23 protein-coding genes, 1 tRNA gene, 2 riboswitches and 2 other annotated features are annotated in these 26,131 nt (G+C 43.2%); of the genes, 16 read left to right on the forward strand and 8 right to left on the reverse strand.

Translation table 11 applies throughout. The annotated features are described in order from the left end of the window. Positions 1 to 24 precede the first annotated feature (24 nt). Positions 25 to 1,014: a GSCFA domain-containing protein gene (locus GX348_05725; GenBank protein ID NLP41688.1), complete on the reverse strand. Its 990-nt coding sequence runs from the start codon at positions 1,012 to 1,014 to the stop codon at positions 25 to 27. A 358-nt stretch (positions 1,015 to 1,372) separates the two neighbouring features. Further along, positions 1,373 to 1,461, forward strand: a riboswitch (cyclic di-GMP riboswitch). Between the two features lie 203 nt (positions 1,462 to 1,664). On the opposite strand from GX348_05725, the gene GX348_05730 reads away from it, so the two are divergent. From GX348_05730 to GX348_05740, 3 genes are all read left to right on the forward strand, one after another. After that, positions 1,665 to 2,711, forward strand: a complete 1,047-nt coding sequence (locus GX348_05730) for a GGDEF domain-containing protein (protein NLP41689.1) — start codon at positions 1,665 to 1,667, stop codon at positions 2,709 to 2,711. Between the two features lie 175 nt (positions 2,712 to 2,886). Continuing rightward, positions 2,887 to 2,963, forward strand: a tRNA-Arg gene (locus tag GX348_05735). 134 nt (positions 2,964 to 3,097) lie between these two features. Next, on the forward strand, positions 3,098 to 4,255 hold the full coding sequence (locus GX348_05740) for a hypothetical protein (protein NLP41690.1): 1,158 nt from the start codon (positions 3,098 to 3,100) through the stop codon (positions 4,253 to 4,255). 48 nt (positions 4,256 to 4,303) lie between these two features. Here the strand turns inward: GX348_05740 and GX348_05745 are convergent, their stop codons facing one another. Continuing rightward, complete coding sequence (locus tag GX348_05745) at positions 4,304 to 5,092, reverse strand: hypothetical protein (GenBank protein NLP41691.1); 789 nt, start codon at positions 5,090 to 5,092, stop codon at positions 4,304 to 4,306. Positions 5,093 to 5,252: 160 nt separating this feature from the next. On the opposite strand from GX348_05745, the gene GX348_05750 reads away from it, so the two are divergent. Both GX348_05750 and GX348_05755 read left to right on the forward strand, forming a co-directional pair. Further along, the gene (locus GX348_05750; protein NLP41692.1) at positions 5,253 to 6,101 is read left to right on the forward strand and encodes a DNRLRE domain-containing protein; all 849 of its coding nucleotides are present in this window, start codon (positions 5,253 to 5,255) and stop codon (positions 6,099 to 6,101) included. A 149-nt stretch (positions 6,102 to 6,250) separates the two neighbouring features. Then, positions 6,251 to 6,336, forward strand: a riboswitch (cyclic di-GMP riboswitch). A 131-nt stretch (positions 6,337 to 6,467) separates the two neighbouring features. Further along, positions 6,468 to 8,240, forward strand: coding sequence for a HAMP domain-containing protein (locus GX348_05755; protein ID NLP41693.1), 1,773 nt, complete (start codon positions 6,468 to 6,470; stop codon positions 8,238 to 8,240). Positions 8,241 to 8,305: 65 nt separating this feature from the next. On the opposite strand, the gene GX348_05760 is transcribed toward GX348_05755, so the two are convergent. After that, positions 8,306 to 9,457 (reverse strand): hypothetical protein, encoded by a 1,152-nt coding sequence (locus GX348_05760; protein NLP41694.1) that lies wholly within the window; start codon positions 9,455 to 9,457, stop codon positions 8,306 to 8,308. A gap of 76 nt (positions 9,458 to 9,533) precedes the next feature. Further along, positions 9,534 to 9,763: a binding site (T-box leader), on the reverse strand. A 194-nt stretch (positions 9,764 to 9,957) separates the two neighbouring features. Then, positions 9,958 to 10,213: a binding site (T-box leader), on the forward strand. A gap of 53 nt (positions 10,214 to 10,266) precedes the next feature. Between GX348_05760 and GX348_05765 the strand changes: the two genes are divergently transcribed. Together GX348_05765 and trpB are read left to right on the forward strand one after the other, a co-directional pair. Beyond that, a complete protein-coding gene (locus GX348_05765) occupies positions 10,267 to 11,649 on the forward strand; it encodes a UbiD family decarboxylase (protein NLP41695.1) in 1,383 nt (460 codons plus the stop codon). 35 nt (positions 11,650 to 11,684) lie between these two features. Next, a complete protein-coding gene (gene trpB / locus GX348_05770) occupies positions 11,685 to 12,863 on the forward strand; it encodes a tryptophan synthase subunit beta (GenBank protein ID NLP41696.1) in 1,179 nt (392 codons plus the stop codon). Positions 12,864 to 12,935: 72 nt separating this feature from the next. Here the strand turns inward: trpB and GX348_05775 are convergent, their stop codons facing one another. Beyond that, entirely contained in the window at positions 12,936 to 13,325 is a 390-nt protein-coding gene (locus tag GX348_05775; GenBank protein NLP41697.1) for a hypothetical protein, read from the reverse strand. A 186-nt stretch (positions 13,326 to 13,511) separates the two neighbouring features. On the opposite strand from GX348_05775, the gene GX348_05780 reads away from it, so the two are divergent. The 4 genes from GX348_05780 (at position 13,512) to GX348_05795 (ending at position 17,716) form a co-directional block, all read left to right on the forward strand. Then, complete coding sequence (locus GX348_05780) at positions 13,512 to 15,512, forward strand: EAL domain-containing protein (GenBank protein NLP41698.1); 2,001 nt, start codon at positions 13,512 to 13,514, stop codon at positions 15,510 to 15,512. Positions 15,513 to 15,927: 415 nt separating this feature from the next. Beyond that, positions 15,928 to 16,536 carry a UbiX family flavin prenyltransferase gene (locus GX348_05785; protein ID NLP41699.1) on the forward strand — a complete coding sequence of 203 codons (609 nt, stop codon included), beginning with the start codon at positions 15,928 to 15,930 and terminating at the stop codon, positions 16,534 to 16,536. 11 nt (positions 16,537 to 16,547) lie between these two features. Continuing rightward, on the forward strand, positions 16,548 to 16,916 hold the full coding sequence (locus GX348_05790; GenBank protein ID NLP41700.1) for a hypothetical protein: 369 nt from the start codon (positions 16,548 to 16,550) through the stop codon (positions 16,914 to 16,916). Between the two features lie 116 nt (positions 16,917 to 17,032). Next, the gene (locus GX348_05795) at positions 17,033 to 17,716 is read left to right on the forward strand and encodes a manganese catalase family protein (GenBank protein ID NLP41701.1); all 684 of its coding nucleotides are present in this window, start codon (positions 17,033 to 17,035) and stop codon (positions 17,714 to 17,716) included. 168 nt (positions 17,717 to 17,884) lie between these two features. Here the strand turns inward: GX348_05795 and GX348_05800 are convergent, their stop codons facing one another. Further along, the gene (locus GX348_05800) at positions 17,885 to 18,433 is read right to left on the reverse strand and encodes a helix-turn-helix domain-containing protein (GenBank protein NLP41702.1); all 549 of its coding nucleotides are present in this window, start codon (positions 18,431 to 18,433) and stop codon (positions 17,885 to 17,887) included. A 125-nt stretch (positions 18,434 to 18,558) separates the two neighbouring features. On the opposite strand from GX348_05800, the gene GX348_05805 reads away from it, so the two are divergent. The 4 genes from GX348_05805 (at position 18,559) to GX348_05820 (ending at position 21,584) form a co-directional block, all read left to right on the forward strand. After that, entirely contained in the window at positions 18,559 to 19,215 is a 657-nt protein-coding gene (locus GX348_05805) for an HD-GYP domain-containing protein (protein NLP41703.1), read from the forward strand. A gap of 124 nt (positions 19,216 to 19,339) precedes the next feature. Beyond that, a complete protein-coding gene (locus GX348_05810) occupies positions 19,340 to 19,567 on the forward strand; it encodes a purine-binding chemotaxis protein CheW (GenBank protein ID NLP41704.1) in 228 nt (75 codons plus the stop codon). Continuing rightward, positions 19,522 to 19,779: a hypothetical protein gene (locus GX348_05815; GenBank protein NLP41705.1), complete on the forward strand. Its 258-nt coding sequence runs from the start codon at positions 19,522 to 19,524 to the stop codon at positions 19,777 to 19,779. The genes GX348_05810 and GX348_05815 overlap by 46 nt, the downstream gene beginning before the upstream one ends. 119 nt (positions 19,780 to 19,898) lie before the next feature. Continuing rightward, positions 19,899 to 21,584, forward strand: a complete 1,686-nt coding sequence (locus GX348_05820; GenBank protein ID NLP41706.1) for a HAMP domain-containing protein — start codon at positions 19,899 to 19,901, stop codon at positions 21,582 to 21,584. Positions 21,585 to 21,706: 122 nt separating this feature from the next. Here GX348_05820 and GX348_05825 read toward each other — a convergent pair whose 3' ends face one another. From GX348_05825 to GX348_05835, 3 genes are all read right to left on the reverse strand, one after another. Then, positions 21,707 to 22,351 (reverse strand): polysaccharide deacetylase family protein, encoded by a 645-nt coding sequence (locus tag GX348_05825; GenBank protein ID NLP41707.1) that lies wholly within the window; start codon positions 22,349 to 22,351, stop codon positions 21,707 to 21,709. Positions 22,352 to 22,468: 117 nt separating this feature from the next. Next, positions 22,469 to 23,521: a D-TA family PLP-dependent enzyme gene (locus GX348_05830; GenBank protein ID NLP41708.1), complete on the reverse strand. Its 1,053-nt coding sequence runs from the start codon at positions 23,519 to 23,521 to the stop codon at positions 22,469 to 22,471. A 225-nt stretch (positions 23,522 to 23,746) separates the two neighbouring features. Then, the gene (locus GX348_05835; protein NLP41709.1) at positions 23,747 to 25,123 is read right to left on the reverse strand and encodes an MFS transporter; all 1,377 of its coding nucleotides are present in this window, start codon (positions 25,121 to 25,123) and stop codon (positions 23,747 to 23,749) included. A 132-nt stretch (positions 25,124 to 25,255) separates the two neighbouring features. On the opposite strand from GX348_05835, the gene GX348_05840 reads away from it, so the two are divergent. Beyond that, positions 25,256 to 26,131: an EamA family transporter gene (locus tag GX348_05840; GenBank protein NLP41710.1), complete on the forward strand. Its 876-nt coding sequence runs from the start codon at positions 25,256 to 25,258 to the stop codon at positions 26,129 to 26,131.

A 26,131-nucleotide genomic window follows, 5' to 3' on the forward strand; every position in this document is an offset into this window, starting at 1 on the left:
CTTCCCTTAGTGTAGACTATAAGCTCAAGCATCATATACGCTTAATAGATGGTCAATAATCGCCAGAGTAAAGCTTGGCTGTAAATGGATGGCATCATCGCGCCATACCGTTTCCCGGCGAGAATTCATCGCCATTTCAAAACTGGGGAAGTATTCGATTTCTTCATGGGCTTGAGCCCAACAGTCAGCCGCGGTACGCAGCATAGCTTTTGAATAAGTGTTAGCAGTTAGAATATCCCTGTTCGTAAAAGTAGCATATAGCGGACTAGGGCCCATCATTACGATTATACGGAAGCCGGGCCGGCAATGCTGCTTTAAAAGCGTATAAATTTCCTCAAGGGCAGCCATATTTTGATTAAAGGTCGATACTTCAAATGAAAAACGGTTCGGGTAGTTTTCACTTATGCTGCTGGTAGGGGAAATATTAATATATAATTTTGTTTTATTATCAAACCAGACCTCAGCTACGCCGAGTGTAATCAGAATAACATCACATTCGGTAATTTTCTTAAAAACATTGGTCATCAGGGCTTGGCGATACTGCAGAGCATCTAATTTGTCCGGTACCCCATTAAAAATACGGGTTCCGCCGCCGCCATGCAAATCTACGAAAAGGCCATTACGAGGGTCTTGAACAATAGCCTCTTCAGGAAACCGAAACTTCTTATCCAAGGCCCATCTTAATTCATTCAAGACAGAAAAGCAGTTGTACTTGCTAATGCCGTATTCCTCAATAGAGCAGCCGCGATTTCGCAAGGTTGTTTCTGCCTGGTGCTTATATTCTAAAGTGTGGAGGCAGAGCCTGCCCCGCTTAGCCAGCGCGAAATCTAGCTCACGGGCAAAGCAAGAGCCTATTACGAATAACTTGCTGTCTTTACCAATTATCGGTTTAGGCTGAACGTAAGGAATAACAATATCCGTGCTGTCGAGTCTTGCTTTTACGGAACTTGGGCCATAGTTCCAGAAACCGAATTTATTTTTTGTGAGATTCTGATATGCTTCGACGCCGTCCACTTATTTATGTCTCCTTTCTATGTCTTTGTTTCATTTTATGCTGCAAGCTAGATGATGGTGTTTAGAAGTCGATTGAAATTGTCTTCCAATTGGTTCACAGTAATTAAGGTGTTATACTAATTAACGTTAATTTGCGCCAATGGCTCAGGTGGATAGAGCAGCGGTTTCCAAAAACAATGGTTCCAAGGTTTTTTCCTTGGAACCATTGTTTTTATTGCCCAAATTACTGCCAAAGTGCCGATTTGGGCCATCTGCCGTTATGCTAAACTCTAATTCGGCTTAATTTATTAACTCCCAAATAGGCTTAAATACAATATTTATGTGGATTAATTTGTAAAAAAGAGTTAAAATTATCTTAAGTAAATATTGGCAAACTTACTGAAAAGTAAGGACGCAAAGCCATGAGTCTAAGATACCATTGGGTATTATGACGGTCAGGTTGCCGTTTTGGTCGAGCCAAAATGATTTTTGCCAGACTAAACGTCTGGTTTTTTCATTTATTGAGATGTTCATAGCTGTAGCTATTGAAGGAAGTGATGTCGATTAATACAATCCTTGCAATTCAGTTGAATATTTTTATGGTAATATTATTATTTAGCATTGTTGTGCATGGTTGTTTTAGGCTAAATAGAAAAGAAAAAGCTCATAGGCTGTTTTGGATATTAATATGCTTAACGACATTTATATTGATATTGGAAATTTTAAGTGTGGTATTAAATTCTAGTGAGTATATTAATTACATTGTTGTACATAAATTGGTTGATACATTAGGATTCACATTAACGCCAGTAGTGCCAATTGTTGCAATGCTATACGCTTATAAAAAAATAAATAAGTTCAAAAAAATATCTATAAAGACGTTTGGTTGGCTTGCAGTTCCGTTTATTATTAATGGTATTTTATCGTTAGGTAGTTATCATTTTAATTTAATTTTTAGCATAACTGATGAAAACCTATATGTGCGGGGGCCTTTATTCTTTGTTTCACCAATGACAAGCTTTTTTTATTACATAATACACTTACTGTTTTTATATGATAATCATGAGAAAGTGAGCAAAGAAGAACTAATCATACTGGGCTCGCTCACGCTTTTTCCTGCTGTGCTGTCAATTTTTCAATTGTATTATTTCATTTATTTAACGATTTGGAATAGTATAGGGCTTGCAGTCGTTATTAACTATATTTACATTATGCACGAACAGGCGAAACGTGACCCACTAACAGGGTTAGGTAATCGAATGGCTTATGAGGAATACATTTCAATTTGGAACAGAAAAAGCGATATTACTTTGTCAGTGGTCAATATTGACTTAGATGGCTTTAAAAAAATTAATGATGTTTATGGTCATCAGGAGGGTGATAAAGTATTAAAGTTCTTTGCCAGAAAACTGGAAGAAGTTTTTGGCGAAATAGGTTTTGCCATCCGTTGGGGCGGTGACGAATTTATTCTATTGCTGAATGAGAAAAGAAGAGAAAGATTAGAGCAGTATGTTAAAATACTACATGATAAAATTGATGAATATAATGATAGCAATGACAGAGCTTACCGTATCCAATTTAGTTGCGGTATAGCAATATATGATGATTCATTTGGAAATGTATATGAGTTTATTCAGCATAGCGATAAGCTCATGTACGAAGAGAAGCAAAAGAAGAAGCTATCTGAAAAGTTTGTAGCAATCCCAGTTTCCGATTAAATGCGTTAATAAAGATATCCATTTGCGCCGAATTAGGTAGAGCCTGTCATCATGTAGGAAGAACGCTTAACCGATTAGGTGCTGAACAATTGCCTGTACCATTAAACCCAATGAAATCAATGGTCTTTGACAACATACCATTGATTTGTTATAATGTCTTTTGTATTAAATACGTGCGCCCGTAGCTCAGGTGGATAGAGCAGCAGTTTCCTAAACTGCGTGCCGGTGGTTCGAGTCCTCCCGGGCGCACCATAAAAAAGACAAGGTCTGGAACGCATTTTTAAAAATGTGCTCCAGACCTTATTTTTTATTACATTTCGCTTTTCTCACAGAACAGTTTCATAACACATATTATATACTAGTGGAGTGTATAAGGAGGTATGTTAATGGATAATACTCGCGAGGACGAGCGTAAAAAGTTTTCGCCGTGCTGTGATCCAAAAGAGGTCGCTGATATAATCACCTGTTTAAGTGAACTTAAGGATACCATAGACTGTGTTTTAGAGTGTACCAACGACCATTCCAGTGGTATCAAAGACCGCATCATTCTCTGTAAACTGCTCGATGAAATTCGTAAAATTGAGGCCAAATTGGATAACCCTAAATTCGGTTTGAAAGAAATAAAAGAAGAAATCATCGAAATTAATGATATTGTCAGCAATTCGGTTTTTGGGCTTAAAGAAATCAAAAACGAAGTACGAGATATTGAGGAATTGCTTAGCAACGAGGTTTTCGGTTTAAATGAAATTAAAAATGAAATCATCGAAATCAACGATCTGCTAAACAATGCGACTTTTGGTATCCCTGAGTTGAAGAATGAGATCCGAATTATCGAAAACAATACTGGACTGACTAATAACCTGCTTACTAATGAAATATTTGGCCTAAATGAGATAAAAACTGAGGTCCGCAGTATCGAAAATATGGTTGCTGAAATAGGCAATCGCTCGCTAACCTGTGCTAATGACAGTATCCGGGTCTGTGGCGAGGGTGTTGACAACCGGATTCGGACACTTAGGACAGATATGCATAATGTAACAGCAGCACTGCCAAGCGCCAGTACACAGTCGCAAATCGGCCGATTATTTTCCGTAGCAGGCGGTTTTGATCTTACTGAATCCAACCGCGGGTTTATTCTCCGCAATCCGGCAAACTCCGGACGGCTCATGTATCTGCATAAAATAATTGGCGGCAATGTGCTTGATCAGGATGTTCCAACTAACAATCCAGGTATTCGAGTTGCCATACGAAAAAACCCAACCGCTACTGTAGAAGTGGCCGCTGAGGAACGAGTGCTGAATCTTGCTTTTGCCGACGGTACGAGTGTAGTTCAAACTGAAAGAGCCAATAACATCTTAGGAACAGATCTTGTCCTCTTCATAAACGATGAAGGGCGATTCTCGGAAAGGTTTGATGGGGAAATTATAGTACCACCCGGGCAATTTATAGGAGTTTCTATGTTTTTGTTGAATCCAGCAGCCGATGTACAGCTTTTTGCTGATTTAACTGTAATCTGGTATGAGCTTGATCTCCCTACCCCATAAGTAAGACTCCGCAAGCCAGAAAGCTTGCGGAGTCTTTTTGTGCAGGCTTTAAGCCTGAGCCTGAAAGGTTATGTTTAAATTCGCAGATTGCCCGGGGGCTTGGGATTTGTAGGCAACACGTGCGTAGCGAAGATAATGTGAAGTTGATGCAATATTAAATGCTCCCTGATCTAAGGTTACTTCGGCGCTGTCGTCTACCCATTTAGTATTATCCGGGCTGATTTGTAGTTTAAAAACTGCCGAATTTGCTTCTGCTGAAGTGTTTTCTACAAAGAAGGTAAAGGTGCGCCAAACGCTGACGTCTTGACCGGGCGTGCCGGTGTAGGTATCCGTTGTGGCGAAGGCCCCCAAGTCAGTTTCTGTGTGGGCAATACTCATGACAGCGGTAATGGTATCATCGCTTGTCAGCGGTCTGATATCAAGCTGGCCGGTGTCAGTAGTTTTAATGATGTGGTTTTGAGTGCCGTCATTACCGTATACTGCGACGCTGTCGGTTGTATTAGCCAGATCACGGATGTCGAGGTCGGTGGCAGTAACTGTAACATTATCGCTGCTCGTCAGCGGCCTGATATCAAGCTGACCAGTTTCGGTAGTTTTAATGATGCGGTTTTGGGTGCCGTCATTACCGTATACAGAGACGCTATCAGTTGTATTGGCCAGATCACGTATATCTAGGTCGTTTGCTACAGCAGTCACGGTGTCGGCATTAGTAAGAAGACGGATGTTAGTTCTGCCAGTTTCATCTGCCAGTAATGGCACTACATTTGTGCCGTCGAAACCATAAAGTTGGCTTTTTAACTTTTCAGGTTGATCTTGTAAAACCTTTAAGTTAGCCATAATTACAACTCCTTTACTTTATTCGAAGGATAATAAGTCATCCTGTATTCATTATATGGAGAGGTCATTGTAAACGTTACATATTAGGTTAGCATAAGTATGCTATTCACCTATTTTCATTGCCGGAATATGATATTGATAGGGGTGATAGCATGGGGTAATATATATAAAACCGCCAATTGTCGATACATATATCGTTAGCAGTGGCCCAACCAGCCCGAAGCGCTGTTATTATGATGAACAACTCTTAATCGGGGCGCATAAAGGAAAATATTATCGTACCCTGCTAATATTTGATATGTCTTCGTTACCGCAGTGTTTGCCGATTGTTAATGTACAAATGAAGTTATATTTATCGCTGTGCGAACTGGCCGCAGATACTAAAATCGAAGTGTATCAGGTGATTTCTAAATATAATCCTAAGAAGATATCCTGGCGGCGTCACCCGCTGATTGCTGAATGCCCTGTAGATGTCATTGAACTTAAGGGGAAGCCGGGCATGGCTGTAGCCTTTCGGCTAACGTCATTAGCTGCTAATTGGTACAGCGGGGCAGAGGCAAACTTCGGGGTACTCATTAGAGTAAGCGATGAAACTAGTGGCGGGCGCGCTGGGTTTTGCAGCCGTGAATGGGACGATGCCCGTTGTTGGCCTGTTCTCGAAGTTCATTATGCGCAGCCGGACAAACCTGGCTGTGAGCCAACTTTAGATGTGAGGGAAGACTTTTTGGCTACCAATGAATATACATATTCTTCGGCGCTCGATGTTTTGATTTTTAACTATACTTATGAGTTGCACAATAGCGGCGATTTCCCGGTTGAGGCTTCTTTACAGCTTAGTTTGAATGGCCATGATTGGAGTGACAACGTTCCACCACAAATAATCCCTCCAAACGGGATTGAAGTGCTAATGCCTGACACAATTACTCGTTATGCCAGGCTGCAATTTCGTACCTTAGAGCCGGAGCATACTTCTCCAATTCAGGTCTATATTCAGGGTAGGAAGGGATAGCGTGAGACTCGCTTAGGCAAGCTTATCAAGCGTTTTGGTCAGCGGGTAAATTGACAATCCTACAAAATATACATTAATATCGGGAAATATTGACAAAATTTTTAAAAAGCTGTAAAATTAAGTCAACTCAGATTTAACTTGTCTAAAAATTTTACACTTGCCAAACTTATCGAAAGATAAGGACGCAAAACTATGGGTCTAAAGATGAATTGTCGATGACTGCCAGGTTGCGAATATGTTATACCACCGTGAAATTCCGCGCTCCCAGGCAGAAGCCTGAATTTTTTTTTAGGCATGGGTTTCAAAGAGTAAGGAGGCTGAAACACACTAGTCTTATCAAAACATTAAGGAGGCGACATGATGCAGATTAACTCGATTAAGCACAAAATTATATTGGCAATGATATTAACCGGATTGATTGGATCGCTGCTAGTTGGTGTTTACAACATCTACAGGAGTATCGATGACAATGAGAAGACGGTGAATCAGTATCGCACCCTTCTTTATGAGCAGTTTGACCGCAGTATTAAGCTCCAGGTAGAAACGGCGGTAAGTTTACTGCAGGACGTCTACAATCAGCAGCAACAAGGGCTGCTTTCGGAAGCTGATGCCAAAAAGCGCGGCGCTGACATCGTTAGAAACCTCCGGTTCGATAATGGTAATTACTTCTGGATAGATACTACGGAAGGCGTAAATGTCGTCTTGCTTGGCCAGGATACGGAAGGAAAATCGCGTATTGATGCTGAAGATGCGAAAGGATATCACTTTATTCAAGGGTTCCTTGAAAACGGGAAGAAACCGGGCGGCGGCTATACTGACTACGCATTTCCCAAACCTAATGAAACCCAGGAGTCGCCTAAACGTGCATATTCCATGTTGTTCGAGCCATATGACTGGGTTGTCGGCACAGGTAACTGGACAGACGATATCGATAAATTTGTTGCTGTAAAGACGCAGGAGCTAGCAAGTCAGTTAAAAGCGCAAATAATGATGCAGGTATTGTTCTGCGTAATTTCGCTTGTATTATCAGTTCTGCTTGCATTCTATTTGGGGAATCTCTTCACCAAGCCGATTGCCAGCCTTCGTGAACGGACGATGGAGATGGCTGACGGTGATTATTCAAAGGATATTGATGCGTCACTTATGGAGCGCAAAGATGAGCTTGGTGATATGGCAAAGGCATTTGATACATTAAATAAAAACATGCGTAAAGTTCTCCGCAACATACAAGAGTCGGCTGAGCATGTCGCAGCATCTTCGGAAGAATTGACGGCCAGCGCTGAGCAGTCGGCCACAGTTGTTACGCAGGTTGCCGGAGATATCAATGAAGTTGCCTATGGTGCAGAACAGCAATTAAAGGCTGTTGATGAAACAACTGCCGTTGTTGAAGAAATGTCTGCCGGGATTCAGCAGGCAGCAGCTACTTCTAACCAGGTAGCCGCCCATTCAGCGCAAGCTGCTAATAAAGCCAAAGAAGGCAATACATCGGTAGAAAAAGCCATAAATCAGATGGCTAATATTGAAACAACTGTTAACAATTCTGCGCAAGTCGTTGCAAAATTGGGTGAGAGATCGAAGGAAATCGGGCAGATCGTTGATACGATATCGGGTATAGCCGGGCAAACGAACTTACTGGCCCTTAATGCGGCCATCGAGGCAGCCAGGGCGGGTGAGCAGGGAAGAGGATTTGCCGTTGTCGCCGAAGAAGTCCGTAAGTTGGCTGAGCAATCACAAGAGGCAGCCAAAAAAATAGCGGAATTGATTAGTGAAATTCAGGACGATACCGATAAAGCTGTTGTAGCTATGGATGAAGGTACGCGTGAAGTTAAAGTAGGGACCGAAGTTGTTACTGTAGCCGGAAAGGCCTTTGAAGAAATTGTTGGGTTGGTAGAAGGTGTATCAGGGCAAGTAAGAGAAATTTCGGCTGTTATGCAGCAAATGGCTAGCGGCAGTCAACAAATAGTCGCCTCGGTAAAAGACATAGACAAACTGAGTAAAGCGGCAGTTGGGCAGGCCCAATCGGTATCAGCCGCTACAGAAGAACAATCAGCCTGTATGCAGGAAATTGCTTCTTCCAGTCAAAGTCTTTCCAAGCTGGCCCAGGACCTTCAGGAGGCCGTCAGCCAATTTAGGGTTTAGAATTCAATTAGGCATAATAAAGGCTCCGCAGACGTTTTTAGTCTGCGGAGCCTTTTATTAGAGTATTAAACTGCTTCGCTTATGCCCTGCTCTTTGCGCATTTTAGCATTCTTTCTGATTTTGATTGTACCGACGACAATTTCCGGAAGCAGAACAAAGAGTAAGCCAATATAACCAACCGAACCGTAACCTTTAACAACGATATTAGTTAAGCCAAATACCGAGATGCCAGTGCATATTGCGATAGTAATGAAAGAAATAGCGATTCTCCGAGCACGTAGGCTGTTTAAGATATTCTTTTTAACCAGGACTGGTTCGAAGCGGGCTACTGAGGAGAACACTAAGGATATTCCAGTACCAAGCAAAGCCACAAACAGTATAACACTGTATAAAATTTTCAGCCACGGTATGCCAAGCTCAGTTGTAACATAGTAGACTGGAAGGGTCTGCTTAAGCACTTCAGGACTGAACCCTAGCAACATAATACAGATAACTGCCAAGAAGACGCCGTTTAACAGGGTGCCAAACAGCATAAACATATTGCATTCTTTCGTAGTTTTGATGTTATGCGATACCGAAATGATGGGCAGAACAGTAAAGGCTTGAAAGCCGATATAGATTAGACTGTACCAAACTGCATCGCCAAAATTGGTGCCAAAGGCTTCTCGGGTTGTCATAATGTGCTGGAAGTTAAAAGCGCCCATTTGAATACCCAGAACGCAGAGCATCAGCAAAGTAACGATCAGGAAATACGTTTTGTATTTTAAGACTTTAATAATCAGATTGCTCCCAAAGATGGTCAATAACAGCAAGGTAATTCCGACAGCGACAATGCCAATTCCGTAAGGAATACCCAATGAACTTTTCAACAGAGCGCCTGCTCCGGCGATGGAAGTACTTACCCCGCAAGCAATTAACATAATAAAGCCAAATTCAAATACGCCGGAAAAATATTTTTCGTAGGGGTGAAAAAGCGCATCACCAAAACTCTTATAATCATAGGTTTTAAAGTCTTTAGCTAAGACAAGCGCGTTACGGTGTCCCCAGCCTAAAATTAGCATAGCAATGATTGGCAGAAAGACTGAAACCCAGCCATACTTTACAAAGAAGTTAACCTCTTGGTTGCCGGTGGCAAACCCCCCGCCGCTATGCGTTGCAAACCAGACAGCAGCCATCGCAAAGGCCGTGCCGATTGGACCTGTTTTTTGACTTCCCATACTTATCTTCCTCTCGCCATAGTTTTTGATTGATCCCGATTATCGAGAATAAAAAAACCCCTATTGACACATTGTCAATAGGGGCGATATTATCGCGGTACCACCCTATATTAGGCTCATTACTCAGTAAGTTATAAAAACTGACTGATAACCTTAACGCGGCTGCACGCTTTTGCCTAAAATAGGATTACTCTCAGCAAAAGAATTCATGGGTGAGCTTCGCAAAAATATCTGTACCGGTTTTCACCAACCACCGGCTCTCTGCAACAAAAAATAGATTTGCTTTTTCCCAATCATCATTTTTTACAAATTAAAGTTTTCACGTTATATACGCCTGCAGGACGAAGTAACTTTAATACATTTTTACACTTATCGACGACTTTGTCAATGGAAAAGTGTAACAATGTAAACTTTTTAGAAAATAATCCGGAAATATTTAATTTTTGAGGGGATTGACAATTCTGTGTAACTATTGTTATACTCTGGTTAAACAGATAGCTTTAATATTGATGAATAGGAAGAGTACACATGAAAAGAGAGTTACAGCGAGCCAATGGCAGTGGGAGATTGGCACTGATCGTCATGTCGAATGGACCTAGGAGATGCAGCCCGAGCTGATTTTGGTGTAGGCGCTGTCGGAATCTTCCGCCGTTATCAGGAAGCGGGTATCGGACTATTGGTCCTGTACTTAGTCAAGCCGGGCTGTTTTGCATAGCCAATTAGGGTGGCACCGCGGGTTAACCCCTCGTCCCTTGAACTTATTCTTGGGATGAGGGGTTTTTTGATTTTCTTGCTTAGGGGGGGTATAGGTGAACAAATCAATTCCAATCAAACAGGAAGGTTTTGACTTACAAGCTTGTATTAAGTTCTTGCAGCAGTCGAAAAGTCTGGTGACTGTGGAAGACATGGTCAGCGCAAAGCATGAGCTGGCAGGGGTGGCGCGGAAGTTTGAAGGGAAACAGGCTGTCCTTTTCAACAACGTTGATGGTTATGAATATCCCGTATTTACAGGCTTATATTGGAATCGGCATGCTTTAGCCAAAATCTTTGGCTGCCCAGTTGAAAAGCTTTCATTGCTATTTTCTGAGGCAGTAGCCGCCTGGCAGAAAGATCCGGTTGCTCCTGTTGTGCTGGAACATGGTCCGGCCACTGAGGTGGTAATGGAAACCCCTAATTTGGAGAAACTCCCGATTCCGACTCACGCGCTTGGGGACGGCGGGCCTTATATCGACTGCAGTGTGGTAATTGCTAAGGACCCGGATACGGGGGTGCGTAACTTATCTATTCATCGGATGATGGTCACGGGCGCGAGACGTATGACGATGTTGATGGATGTGGGGCGGCACTTGCGGGATTACTATGAACGGGCTGAACGCCGCGGTAAACCGCTTGAGATAACTATTTCGAATGGTATTGATCCTTCGGTTTATATAGCTGCTGTTGTCCCTGGTTCGGCGGCGCCGATAAATACTGATGAGCTGGGGATTGCCAGCGCTCTGCTCGGACGGCCGGTCGAACTTGTCAAAGCTCGGACAGTCGATGTCGAAGGCGTTGCCAACGCGCAATTTATTATCGAAGCCGAAATCCTTCCGAACATAAGGGAGGATGAGGGACCTTTCGGCGAAGTTGCCGGTTATTATGCTAAGCGCGATAAACGTTGGGTTGTAAACATCAAGTCTATCAGTCATCGCAAGTCGCCGATTTATCATACGCTATTGCCTGGCAAGGAGGTGTTTAATTCGGTAGGCTTGATGGGTGAAGCTAATATTTACAATTTGGTTTCCCGGCAGGTTCCGGGAATTAAGGGGGTATACCTTAGTCATGGCGGTGGCGGCTTTTACCATGCCGTTGTTCAAATCAAGAAGGTATACGAGGGAACACAGCGCAATGCTATCTTGGCAACACTGGCAGCTTTTCCCCCGCTGAAGCAGGTAATTGTAGTAGATGATGATGTTGATATCTATGATGCAGAAGATGTTGAATGGGCCATGTGCACCCGGTTTAATCCTGCAAGCGATATCGTTTTAATAAATAATGCTTTTGGGCATGAATTAAACCCAGTTACCAAAAACGGCCTGACGGCAAAAGTCGGTTTTGATGCCACAGCGCATTACCCTATGCCTAAAGAGTATGAACGGGTCAAGTTTCAGGCTGTCGATATTGCTAAATACCAATTACATGGTCATGCTTGAGTCTTAAATGCAAATAAATATTGGAGGTAGAAAAGATGTACGATGAGAAGAGAGGGTTATTTGGGGAGTTTGGCGGTCAATATGTACCTAATGAATTGGTACCTGCGTTGGATGAGCTTACCGCAGCCTATGAGGAATGCCGGAACAACGCTGATTTTCAGCAGGAGCTCGCGCATTATTTGAAAGCCTATGTGGGCCGACCATCGCTGATGTATTATGCCGAGCGTTTTACTGAGAAATTAGGCGGCGCCAAAATATATCTGAAACGAGAAGATTTGAACCATACCGGGTCGCATAAAATCAATAATGCAATCGGTCAAGCCCTGCTAGCCAAAAAGATGGGCAAAAAGCGTGTAATAGCTGAAACCGGCGCCGGTCAGCATGGCGTTGCCACCGCCACTGCCGCGGCTTTATTCGGCATGGAATGCAAAATTTTTATGGGAGCAGAAGATGTTGAGCGGCAAGCGCTTAATGTGTTCCGGATGCAAATGCTGGGGGCCGAGGTCGTCGCAGTTAAGAGCGGAACGCAGACGCTAAAGGAAGCTGTCGATGAAGCGATTAACTATTGGGTTGAAAACTGCAATGATACTTTTTATGTTTTGGGGTCAGCAGTTGGTCCGCATCCATATCCAAGTATTGTTAAATATTTTCAAAGCTGTATTGGCCTCGAAGCGCGCCAGCAAATTCTGGAACTTGAGGGCAGACTGCCGGATAGTGTAGTTGCCTGTGTGGGCGGCGGCAGTAATGCGATTGGAATATTCAGCGGTTTTATCGGTGATGAGAGTGTAAAAATCTATGGTGTTGAAGCCGCCGGCAAAGGTGTTGATACTGATCAGCACGCTGCTACCATGACATTGGGGAGAGTAGGGGTTCTGCATGGTTTTAAAAGCTACGTTCTGCAGGATGATAATAATGAGGTTATTCCGGTCTACTCGATTTCGGCCGGGCTTGATTACCCCGGTGTCGGGCCTGAGCATGCATATCTCCGCGATAGCGGTCGGGTTGAGTATGCGGCCGTTACCGATAAGCAGGCTGTAGATGCTTTTTACCTATTGTCGCGGACCGAAGGGATTATCCCAGCGTTGGAAAGCTCGCATGCGCTTGCCTATGCCATCGAGCTGGCGCCTAAGCTGCCAAAAGACCATATCATGATTGTGAATTTATCAGGCCGGGGCGATAAGGATGTTCAGCAGATTGCCTCCCTTAACCGCTAAATCATATTAAAAACGTAATACCATTTAAAAAATAGAACGGATGCGCTGAGTTAACGCATCCGTTTTCTTTATTTAGTGATATTGATAATTTACATTCCACTTGACATTCCAATAGTCGAAATAGGCGTAATCTACATTAGTTATCCGAAAGGTCCAACGCCTAGACTCGCCGGGGTACAAAGTAAGATTTAAATCATTGAATATGCCGCTGGCTTGCAGCCACCAGTTTGTATTTTGCTGCCGGAAATAAACGTCCATCTTTTGCCAATTGACCCAAGTGATTGTTCGTGTACCATTGTTATAAAAATAGCCTGCGATAATCAAGCGGCCTTGATTATCATAATAAACTTGCTCTGTCTCCCAGTGAAGGTTGGGAGCGGCAAAAGCTGTTGATGCAAACCCCGCCATTAAGCCGCACAGAATCAATAGGCAGATCAGCATGCGAAACCGGGTAATCTTCACAATATTCATCCCCAATTTTATATTTATTATATAGTATTAGTAGGCTGGACTATTGGTGACGATTCTGCCAGGATTTTTGCAGGACATGTGTCAAGAGAAACGAACTATAAAATTAGTTAAAATAACGTGAAGACCTCAGACATAGGTGTGGTTGGTCTTAGCTCTATAAGGGGGAAAGTACTTCGCTTGAAGTCGAATAAAATTATTCTGGCAGTTTTATTTTGCAGTGTGCTTGGTCTTATCCTTTATTCGCGAAGTTTCTTTATCGATGAGTTAGTAAAAGTGGAAACCGGCGTATTAGAGGTGCGAAACCACGATGTACGGCAGTTAAGCCGGGTAATCGAATGCCAGGCCAAGATTGGTAAAGTTCCGTGGTTAGTTTCGAGGCTAAGAGCCACGACAAATATCGAAAAGAAGGCGTATATCGAAAATCAGATTTTAAGTGAAATTAAGGAAATTGATCAAGCCTATTTCTACGATTTTAATTATTCTGACGAAGATTTGCCGTTATACGATTATTTAAGACAAAACTGGGAGGGGTATAAGAAGTTAGTTTTTCAAGTTATCGCCGCCGATAAAAATAATAATTATGGCGAAGCCCAGCGGCAAATGGAAAACAGCCTGCTCTATGTGGAACGCGTAAATGAAGGCATGAAACACATTGTGTTATTTCACGAACGAGACGTTGCCGCAAAGACAGACAGCATTGTGCAGATCGTTCAACATTCCAAGTATAATGGCTTGTTATTTACCATTGGTTCAATAACTATCTTCTTGATGATCGGCCTTTTAGCGTTTAGAAAAGTTGTTTCAGCCGAAATCAGGCTTCAGCAACAAGTTATCGAAATGGCTGAAAAAAATATGAAGCTAATCGAGCAAGCTGAAGCGATCAATAAATTAGCTTTCCATGATACGCTTACCGGTTTGCCCAACCGTCACTCTTTTCAAAAAGCGCTGCAGGAGGAATTAGCGGCGCCGGAAACTGGTGCCGGGCATGGCGCGGTGGTTTTTCTTGATATAGATAATTTTAAGCTGGTAAATGATACATATGGTCATGATGTTGGTGATGAATTTCTTATAATTATCGCTGAACGGATTAAATCGTTGCTGGACAAAGAAGTGTTTGGCGCTCGTTTTGGCGGTGATGAGTTTGTGTTTTTTCTACGGGGGTATAACGAACAGCTGACGCGGGACTTTCTTGATTATTTACTCGAACTTATTGCGATGCCGGTAAACATAGGCGAGATAGCGTTTTCGTCAACCTCCAGTATTGGCGTTGCCTTTTATCCAGAACAGGGAAATAGTGTGGTCGACTTACTAAAAAAGGCCGATATCGCTCTCTATCAGGCTAAGTCTAGGAAGAATTCATGTGTTGTTTATGACAACAAGGCGTTAGAGGAAGTCAAAGCCCGGCAGTGTATGGAGCAAAATTTAAAAAGCGCTATCGAAAACAACGAATTGTCCTTAGTTTATCAGCCGATTATTGATGTGTACTCGCACGAATTAGTAGGTGTTGAAGCATTTATGCGCTGGAACTCTAAAGAGCATGGTCAAGTACCGCCTAATGTCTTCATTCCATTAGCAGAGTCCACTGGCTTCATTCATCCGATGGGGAAATGGGCTTTTAGCGAAGCGGCTAAAATGGTTAGACGGCTGCAGGATTTGGAATTTAAAAACATCTACATTGCTGTAAACGTTTCGGTAATGCAGTTTGCCCAAGAGGATTTTATTGATATTATTGAACAAGCAATACAGGAAAATTGTATTTCTGCCGGCAGTATTAAAATTGAACTAACCGAGACAGTTTTAATAGAATCGTTTGAACAAATTAAGGCTAAAATTGATAAGATTAGGTCACTGGGTATAAAAATCTGCTTAGATGACTTTGGAACAGGTTATAGTTCAATTAACTACTTAACGCGGCTGCCGCTCGATGTTCTAAAACTAGATAAATCTTTTATTGCCGGTCTTGCCCATGATCAAAAATCGCAGAAGGTTTTGGAAAACCTGGTCTGTATGGCTCATGGGATTGGAATTCAGGTGATAGCCGAGGGAGTGGAAACCGTCCAGCAAATGGAACTAGTCCAAAATTTGGGCTGTAATTATGTGCAGGGATATTATATCAGCAGGCCGATAACCAAAGACATGCTTATCGAAAAGCTGGTCAGCAATAGCTTACCTTTATAAATGTAAACTCCGCAGTAATAAAAATGCGGAGTTTACTGCTTTTTTAGGTTAGGTAAATTAGACGTGAAAACCAGTTCTAACAAAAATCAAAAAATTTCCGAGCATAATTATTAGAAGTATAGGATAATAATAGACTGTTACTTTAGAGGGAGGTTATATCTAAGTGCAATATTTTTTATATTTTATAATTGCCGTTAGTGTCATGGCTCTGTTGTGTTTGATCAAGTATATTCCTAAACGACAGTAAATTGGAAAGCCGTCTACCGTCGAGGTGTAGGCGGTTTGTCTTTTATACGTTCCTTTTTTAAAAGTTTGGCAAGGATAACTAATGGGATTGGTCGAATTGTAAATAATCTTGCTTCGCTAGGCGGGCGGTAAAGTTAGAAATTTATTAGATGTATAGAAAGGTTTCACCATGGACAATAATTCAATCAGCAATAATAAAAAAAGAATAGTAATTGGGATGAGTGGCGCAAGCGGCGCAATATTGGGTATCGAAATCTTAAAAATCCTCGGTCAGCAATCGGAATGGGAAACTCATTTAGTTATCTCGCGGGGCGCTGAACTAACGGTTGCGGAAGAGACAGAGTACACGCTGGACCAAGTGAAAAACTTAGCTGATAAAGTTCATGATATACAGAATATCGGCGCCAGTATAGCTAGCGGGACTTTTAAAACAGAAGGCATGATAATCGTCCCTTGCAGCATGAAAACGGTTGCCGGAGTCGTCAGCGGTTATTCTGATAATCTGTTGCTGAGAGCTGCCGATGTTACAATTAAGGAGCGAAGAACTTTGGTAGTCGTACCCAGAGAAAGTCCGCTGAGCACCATTCACTTAAGAAACATGCTCGCGTTGGCTGAAACCGGGGCTATCCTTGTTCCGCCGATGGTAACTTATTATAATAAGCCTCTTAGCCTGGAGGATATGAATAGGCATATCGTTGGCAAGGTTCTCGATAAATTTGGAATTGAAGTAACCGGCTTTAATAGATGGGGCGAAAATGCCGCGTTGCGTCAAGTGTAGAGGGTGATGTTGTGCATGAGTTAACTGGAGAAATCGGTCGGATTAAAATAAATATCAAGGCTATTACTGTAGGGCAGGATTTATGTATAATCATTTCAGGGGGCGACAGTCCTCATATTGGCTGCGTCACATTAAGTATTCCAAGGCTGAGTTTAGCAGATACAGGGAGGACCAGTGCCACAACATCGGTGCTTAATTTAGTGGGGCATAAGGATGACCACGCGGCAAGCTATGTATCAAATGTCCTCGCCGCCAAACTAAATAAGAATGTTGTTGTAACCGGCGGAATTCATGTTGACAAGATAACGCCTGAAGAAATCAGGCTTACAATGGAGCTATTAAAAAGGTTAACGGATAATCTAATCGAGAAACTCAGTTAATGATAAAGGGGTGCAATTGCTTGCATCCCTTTTGTCGATCTGTCAGACTTTGCTAGCATAATAGGATTTTTAATAATGGAGATAATGATAGTAGCAATCATGAGGGAGTTGGTATAATGTTTCGTCACGAAAAGCAATTCTTACAGGAAGTCAAGGTAGAACGGCCTAACCCAACATATGCAGCGATGCTTACCGAACAGCTTGGCGGACCGCAGGGAGAGCTGAAAGCGGCTATGCAGTATATGTCCCAAAGCTTCCGCATTAAGGACCCTGAGATAAAGGACCTTTTTATGGATATTGCCTCAGAAGAGCTAAGCCATATGGAAATGGTTGCAGCAACCATTAATCTTCTCAACGGCCACGATGTTGATGCTCAGGCCGCAGACGCTGGACATATTGAAAGTCAGGTGCTGACCGGTCTCAATCCGGCTCTCGCGACTGCTTCCGGTTATTATTGGACGGCTGCCTTTGTAAATGTAACCGGCGATCTGCCTGCAGATTTGCTTTCTAATATTGCCGCCGAACAGCGGGCAAAAGTCGTTTACGAATATTTGCATCGGCAGATTAATGACAAATATGTTCGGGAAACAATTGATTTTCTGCTCAATCGTGAAGAAGCTCATAATACTTTATTCAGGCAAGCCTTCAACCGTATCCAAGGAACAAGTTCAAATCTTGACTGGGGCGTTGATGAAAATGCCCGTCTCTACTTCAATCTCTCCACTCCCGGCAAATATTTTGATTTAAAGGACCCCTATCCGCCGGCATTCCAAAACCCTGACCCCGGAGTAAAACATTAAACAGAAGCGCAAACGGCAACCATGAAAGAAATAGCCTCTTGAAGTCCAAGCCTTGCTAAAGGCCCAAGAATTACAAGAATGGTAAGCAGGTTTAAGGTTCAAATATATAACAAAGCAGATAAGGGAACATGTCACGCCGACATGTTCCTTATATTTTAGGTACGGCGTCTATTTATTAAAAACCAAATAGTACTTGCATTCTTCGTCTGTTTGATTTTGTATTTCATGATAAACATCAGCCTTGAAAAAGATTGAATCGCCAGCATGTAAATTGTAAGAATCAGTCTGATTTAAAATTACAGTTAGCTGTCCTTCGGCCACAATGCAATATTCCTCGGAGCCACGGGCGTGGGGAGGTATTAGACGAGAACTTGAATGCGGTGGGAGGGTTGCATAAGTCAAGTCTAACCCGCTGTATGGAATACCGGGCGATAATAATTGGGCCTCAAGTCCTGTTAATGGATTAAAGACTCTTTTGCGAGCCTCTTTTCTTATTACTACGCACTGCTTCGGTTGCACGTTGTCTCCGACCAAGTCCGAGATTGATAAGGACAAGGAAGCGGATATTTGCCCGGCGACGCGAATCGTTGGTATCTTTTCACCTGTCTCTATTTTGGAGAGCATAGCAACGCTGACTCCTGACAATTCAGAAAGCTGCTTAAGCGTCCAACCGCGTTTAAGCCGAGCCTCTTTAAGGTTAGAACCAAATGTACTCATATCAAAATCCCCTCTTTTTTGTAAAAAAATGATGGAATTAGTTGAAATTATTCCCAAAGTAGTTGAAAGGCAATTTTCTTAGTAGTATACTACAGCATGTTATCCTATAGTAGAATAATTATTCCATGGTGAAACGGTGGGGCGATACTGTGAATGAGCAATTACAGCAGCATGCAGACTGGGCTTCGACGCGAGCATTCCTCAATGTTCTATGCCTCAGAAATAAGGAAACTGCTATACACTCTATCCTAGTTAGTGACATTGCGGTCAAGATAGGAACTGCACTGAAAATTAGTTGTAACCAACTAGTAGACCTCTATACGGGGGCGCTGTTACATGACATTGGCAAGCTGGCGGTTCCAGATGCGATTCTATTTAAGCCAACTAAGCTAGATGAAGCTGAGCAAGATGTAATGATGCAACATCCGATTATCGGTTATAACTTACTAGGGAGAACCGCTCATTTAAATGCAATGCCTTACATAGTTTTAGGTCATCATGAACGGTACGATGGTATGGGATATCCGTTAGGGCTTAAGGGCGATGATATTCATCTGTTGGCCCGAATATGTGCGGTTGCCGATACATTAGCTGCTATGATAACTGATCGTCCCTATCAGCAAAAGGTTTCAATCTCCGCTGCTTTGAAAGAAGTAGAACGGTGCAGAAGTACACAGTTTGACCCAAAGATAGTTGATGCTTTGTCTCTGATTGATATGGAAAAGATTGTTGTTTTAGATTCGTTTTGCGCAAATGATTTGCGAGACATAATTTCTCTTTGAACACTGAACTATCCTGAGGAGACTAGGGCCTAGGATTCTCTGATTAATGCCTCATCAAGGTCACTCAAGACCTATATCTTAAGTAAACTTAAGGTTTAAGGATATAACGAAGGAGTGGATGCGAATGGGTGAAGAACAATTGGTTGTGTTTAGGTTAGGTAACGAGGAGTACGGGGTTTCCATATCCCAAGTTCGGGAGATCATTCAGTACAGGACTGCAACGAGGCTGCCTAATACGCCCGACTTTATGGAAGGCATTATAAGTCTGCGCAGTAAAGTTATTCCGGCTCTTGATCTCGCTAAAAAATTTGGGCTAAGTATGAACGTTGGAATGACAGGCACGCTATTATAGTTGATATTGCAGGTCGTGAGGTCGGGGTGATTGTAACCGAGGTTACCGAAGTATTACTGCTATCGGGCGAGCAGATTGAAGATGCGCCTTTGCTCGCTGGCTCAAATGAATGTATTAGAGGAGTAGGCAAGACGGCTAATCGATTGCTAATAATCCTTGACTTGAGCCAGTTACTTAGTGTAGACGAGTTAGAGGCTATAGTAGTAGCGTAACATATTTGGAAGAACCTGTCATTGGGAAGTTGATGCAACAGATAGATGAATCTTTGTACTACAAGACCTTGTTCTTGACAGTGAGAAGTTAGACATTGAGAGGAGCTAAAGATATGAAGTTGACAGTCGGCCAAAAGATTATGGGAGGCTTCTTGATTGTAATCGCTATTATTACAATTTTAAGCGGTTACACCTATGTGAAAATCGGGGCTATAAATGATGAGTATCAGGCAGTGCTGGATTCAAATGTTGAAAAAATCTTACTGGCTGAGGGACTGCGGACTGACGTGGCCGAAGAGGCCGGTACCGTTAGGCGGTTTAATCTCACTGGCGATCCGGCAGCTCGCGCTAAATTCAATAATATACGCATGAGTTCGGATGAAAAAATAAGCAAGATGGAAAAAATCTTCCTTACTGAAAATGCTCAGAAACTAATTAAAACCCTTAAGCAGGAAAAAGCCGCTTATGAGGTCTTTTCGGAAAAAGCAATGCAAGCTAAGCAAGCAGGTAATCAGAAAGAACTTTTGCTGTGTATACAGCAAGGAGCTCAGCCTTACGCCAATGCCCAAGAAGGTGCTAATCAACTGGTAGAAATGATTAAAACCTTTGTTGAAGGCGAACAGACTAAAATACGGGAAGACGTAAGTAGCATTCAACAGATAATGTTGATTTTAAATATCTTAGCTATCTTAGTTGCTATTGCAATTAGTTTCGTTGTCAGCCGAGGCATTTCCAGCGTAGCCCAGCAGTTAGTTGCGGCAGCCAGTGAGATAGCTGACGGGAAAATAACAAAGACTGATTTGCAAACAAAGTCGTCAGATGAGATGGGGCAAATTGCCGCTGCCTTTAATAAAATGAAAAACAACTTAAGAGAACTCCTCCAAGCAGTGTCGCAGTCAGCCGAGCAAGTCAGCGCTTCTTCGCAGCAATTAACTGCCAGTGCTAATCAATCGGCACAGGCGGCTAATCAAGTTACTGAATCAATTACCGGTATTGCCCAAGGTGCTGAAAATCAGATGAACGCCGTGGAAGAAACGTCCGCAGTAGTACAGCAAATGTCGGCCAGTGTTCAACAAGTTGCAGCAAATGCCAATAAGGTTGCCGAAGTATCTGGCCAAGCTGCTGAGTCGGCTAGGACAGGCGGTCTGGCAGTGACGAATGCTATTAACCAAATGCTACAAATTGAGCAGACAGTGAGCACATCCGCTTCATTAGTTGAGACGCTAGGCGAGCGATCCAAGGAAATTGGTCAAATCGTAGACACCATTTCAGGAATTGCCGGACAGACTAATCTACTGGCCCTTAATGCTGCGATTGAAGCAGCTCGCGCTGGCGAGCAGGGGAGAGGCTTCGCGGTTGTAGCTGAGGAAGTGCGAAAACTCGCCGAGCAGTCCCAGGAAGCAGCTAAGCAAATCGCAAAGCTTATCGGTGAAATTCAAGGAGATACCGATAAAGCTGTTGCTGCGATGGGAGACGGAACGCGAGAAGTCAAACATGGCTCTGAAGTGGTCAATGCAGCCGGGGCAGCATTCCAAGAAATTGCAGATGAGATAACACTGGTCTCCGGCCAGGTGCGGGAAATTTCGGCGGCAATGCAGCAGATGGCTAGCGGCAGTCAGCAAATCGTGGCATCCACTAAAGATATAGATAATTTAAGCAGACAAGCAGCTAGCGAGGCTCAGACGGTATCGGCTGCTACCCAAGAACAATCGGCGTCGGTGGAGGAGATTGCCGCGTCTAGTCAGGCGTTAGCTAAAATGGCAGAAGAATTACAAACGGCTGTCAGCAGGTTTAGTGTTTCGTAAGCCTTACTTTAGTCATACGGCAATAGATAGAACGAGGTAGAATTATTCAAACAATTCTACCTCGTTTCGATATATTATGCCGTAAGAAGCTCAGCGAATTTACGCGAACGATTGTAATAGTATTACCTATAAGCTTGCAGACCCAGCAGCTCCGGAATGGTAACGAGCTGCAGCCCCTTGGCCCTTAACTGGTCAATTATTTTAGGCAGTCCTTGAACAGTTCCCGTTAAATTCGGACCTTCGCCGCTGTGAAGGAGGATAATGCTGCCTTGCCTGGTATTAGCTATTACCCGATTTACAACAGCAGTGGCATTTATTCCTTTCCAGTCCTGGGGATCGACTGACCAAAGAATAACTGAATAACCATTTTGAGCCGCTGTGTTCAGTACTGTTTGGTTGAAGGCACCGCCTACCGGCCGCAGTAAACGCGGTTGAACCCCAGTTGCCGCTGAAATGGCATTGTTCGCGCGCGCAAGTTCTAACGAGATTTGGCTTGAAGACAGTCTCGTCAGTACGGTATGGGAATAGCCATGGTTACCGATAACATGACCTTCCTGAACAATACGGGCGGCGATTTGCGGATTTTTTTCAACTTCGCGTCCCAGGACAAAAAAGGTAGCTTTAGCGCCTTTTTGATCAAGGACATCCAGTATCTGCGGTGTCCACTGGACATCAGGACCATCGTCAAAGGTTAAGGCCACCTGCGGTTTAGAAGGATCGCCCATGCGATAAAAAGCCTGTTGGCGTACTGAGTTGGCGCTATCCAAATTAAATCGCCCCTTATATAATTTCTCTTAATATAAATATGCTATCAGGATTTGAAACGACAAAAAATCCTAGGCGATTGCCTAAGATTTAGACTGGAAAACAAGAGGATCACACGATTATTGCGACTTGCCCTTACATAGAATTGGAACTTCTTTAATAATAGAACATTTTGATACTAAATAGGCTTTCTCATATAGGTTGCAGGTCGGACAGATATGATTCGGAATAACTTCAATTTTGTCGCCGACCTGAATATATTCACTAAACGCTTTACTGTAAATCAGTCCGTGTTCGTCAAATACGCCGCTTAGCCTGATGTTATCTGAGTTTTTGACAAGGCCGTAGCCCTGGGTTGAGCAGATACCTTCACTGCGGTTTTGGGACGTCAGCGATTTAGCACCGGCGTCCAGTACGATTCTTTCCTCGGTTGGTTTGCTGATAACAGTAGTTAAAACAGTTGCGGCGCATTTAGTGAAATCATTAATCGCGCTGCCTTGACCGACATCCATAAAGATATATGTTCCCGGCCGTATTTCCGTTATCCCCTCAACTATTTCAGCGTGCATCATCGACGGAGTTGCGCCGATGCTTATTGTATCAATAGCTATTCCTAACTCTTTAAGGAGATTACCGGCGTGTAGCGTTCTTTGTTGGCTCTCGATTGACGCTTTGATACATGTTTCGGGATCTTTAGCTTTATATGAATGACCTTCATGCGAGAAAACGCCTTTAAGAATGACTTTCTTTTTACGTTTAATGTGGTTTGCAAGATTAATCAGCTGGTCAACGGTGATTACCCCCGAACGGTTTTCGCCGACCTCAATTTCTATTAGCACTTCTATGCCTTTTTCTTCATTTTCAAAGACTTCTTCCAGTTGGTTGACTTGGTATTCATTGTCGACACCGATTCTGATGGTGATTTTTCTGTTTAAAGCTTTAATTCTTTCTAACTTTGTTTTGCCGACGATTTCATTGGCAATGAAAATATTGGTCAGACCGTTATTGGCCATTACTTCAGCCTCGCCAACTTTTGCAACTGTTATGCCGCATGCGCCTAATTTCATCTGCAGTTTGGCGAGCTCAGGCATTCGATGGGTTTTAGTATGAGGTCTTAAGTTTACCCCATATTTATCGGCTTTCTTTTGCATAGAATACAAATTGTTTTCCATGAGGTCTTTATCAATTAACAACGCCGGTGTATCAATAAAGCTATACGGTGATTTTGCCACGACCGGAGGCCTCCTTTGCTATATCTGTTTCGTTGGTGATATTTTTAAGTTGAGCTGTTAACCTCCCTGCATATCCACTGCTTGTGACCATGCGACGATATCAGAGATAAGTGTATCATTAGTCGTCATGCCAACTGGTATACCTCCATTCTCTCTCCTCCCTCATTAATTCATTTTGCCTCTTGCCAGCGACGCTAAGACTCCGCCGGCACAAAGAACAGTAAAGACAAGGAAGGTTGCGCGAAAACCTACGAGCAGTAAATCAGCGTGGTTTTGCGTAAGATCGGCGCCGCCGACATAGACGGACAGTAAAAGCGTAACGATTGCCATGCTCATTGCCTGCCCGGTGAGCCGGGCCGTACCAAGTGTAGAGGAAGCGACACCATAAAACTGCTTCTCAACTGAACCCATGATAGCGTTATTATTAGGGGATGAAAATAAAGCAAACCCGAGGCCAATAATGGCTAAATTAACCATTAACAACCATAATGGGGTACTGGAGGTTACAAAACTAAACACAAAAAGGCCGAGCGTGTTAAGCCCCATCCCTATTGAAGCAACGATGCGCGGTTCGATTCGATCAGAGATTGAACCGGCATAGGGCGAGAATAAGGCCATTATTAGTGGCTGCGACAGTAAAATTAATCCTGCTACATCGGAGTCTATTCTCATAACAACCTGCAGTAGCAGCGAGACCATAAAGCCGACAGCAAAGGTGGCGCTATAATTTATCATAGCCGCAAGGTTTGAAAAGGCAAAAATAGTGTTGTGGCGAAAAAGACCAATGTGAAGAATAGGATAGGGGTGTTTAGATTCGTAAAAAAGGAATAGACCAAGCAAAATGATACCTAGCCCTAAGGCGTATTTTCCCCAGCTGTCTGTAGATACTGAAGATAGTCCATACAAGATTGTCGTGATGGCCAGCATATAGCAAAGGCTGCCTAGCAAATCAAACTTCTCACCTTTAGCGCCCGCCCATTCGCCTTTAAGGCGCCATAAAGCTAATACTGCTGCTATAATACCGGCTAGAGACGAGAAGTAAAAAATGCTTCGCCAGCCAAGGTAGTGAACCATTAAGCCGCCGATAACCGGTCCCAGTGATAAACCTACATAGGTTGCCGAAGCTATTACGCCGATTGCGAACCCGCGTTTCTGCGGCGGATAGACCGACGTAATAATAGCCATACCCGTTCCAAAGATCATGGAAGTTGCAATCCCGTGCCCCACCCGAAAAATAATAATCGACTCTGCGGACCAAGCCAATCCCGACAACAGGGCGAAAAGTGAAAATAGAATCAGTCCGGTAATCAGCACCTTTTTGCGGCCAATAATATCGGCCAGCCGGCCAAACGGAAGCAGAAATGCGGCCGATGCAAGCAAATAACCTGACACTACCCAACTGAGAAAAACGGTACTGCCGCTGAACTCGGCACCGATAGCCGGAATAGCAAGATTTATTGAACTGCCCATAAATGGGGCGAGGAAGGATGTCATCATAACGACTATCAGGACGGACGTTTCTAGTGAAAGATTAAAATTCATACGTGACGCTCCATCTTTGTTTATCTCACCTTATTTTATGGTACAATGTATAAAAATGACAAGCATATTATGAGGATGCATGGCCTTTATACGGCGAAAGCTAGTGTATTGATATTCTACGGAGGAATTTAATTGACGACTTGGTCTTATGCTTTAATTGTGGCTGCAGCCGTTTTATGGGGCATTATTTCGCTCTTTGTAAAAGGATTGGCAGCATATGGGTTCACTATATTGCAGATTGTTGCCATCCGGGTTGCACTCAGCGCAATTATCCTGGCGCTTTATATTGCCGTTAAGGACAGGAGCCAATTAAGAATAAAGTTGACTGACGCTAAATACTTTATTGGAACAGGAATATTCAGCATTGCGTTTTTTAACTGGTGCTATTTTAGCGCCATTCAGGAAATCTCAGTGGCAGTGGCTGCCATTCTTCTTTATACTGCCCCTGCGTTTGTTTTGTTATTATCGCGGCTGTTATTCGGCGAAAGACTGACAACTCAAAAAATAGTAGCCTTAGTCGTAACTTTCAGCGGCTGTACGCTTGTAGTGGGCGCTTTTCCAAACTTCCAAGCGACGATATCATTTTACGGGTTGGCTGCCGGGCTTGGGGCGGGATTTGGTTATGCACTATACAGTATATTCGGCAAATTTGCGCTTCGTCATTGCAGTGCGATGACAGTTACAGTATATACCTTTATATTTGCAGCTGCGGCAATGCTGCCGATCAGCGGACTATGGCAAGTAAAGACACTGCTTTTACAATGGCCAGCGGCCCTCTACGCAATCGGCTTCAGCCTTTTTTCCACCGTCATTGCTTACTTGTGCTATACTGTTGCGTTAAATCATATCGAAGCCGGACGGGCCGCCATCATTGCTACTCTTGAGCCGATCGTAGCAGCGCTAGTAGGCACAATGTTTTTCGGCGAGGTTCTTAGTTACTGGCAAGTGAGCGGCATTGTTCTCGTAATTGCTGCGGTTGCGTCTGTCCAATTGAACAATGAGTGCTAA

This window comes from Veillonellaceae bacterium (assembly GCA_012523975.1).
GTDB lineage: Bacteria > Bacillota > Negativicutes > JAAYSF01 > JAAYSF01 > JAAYSF01.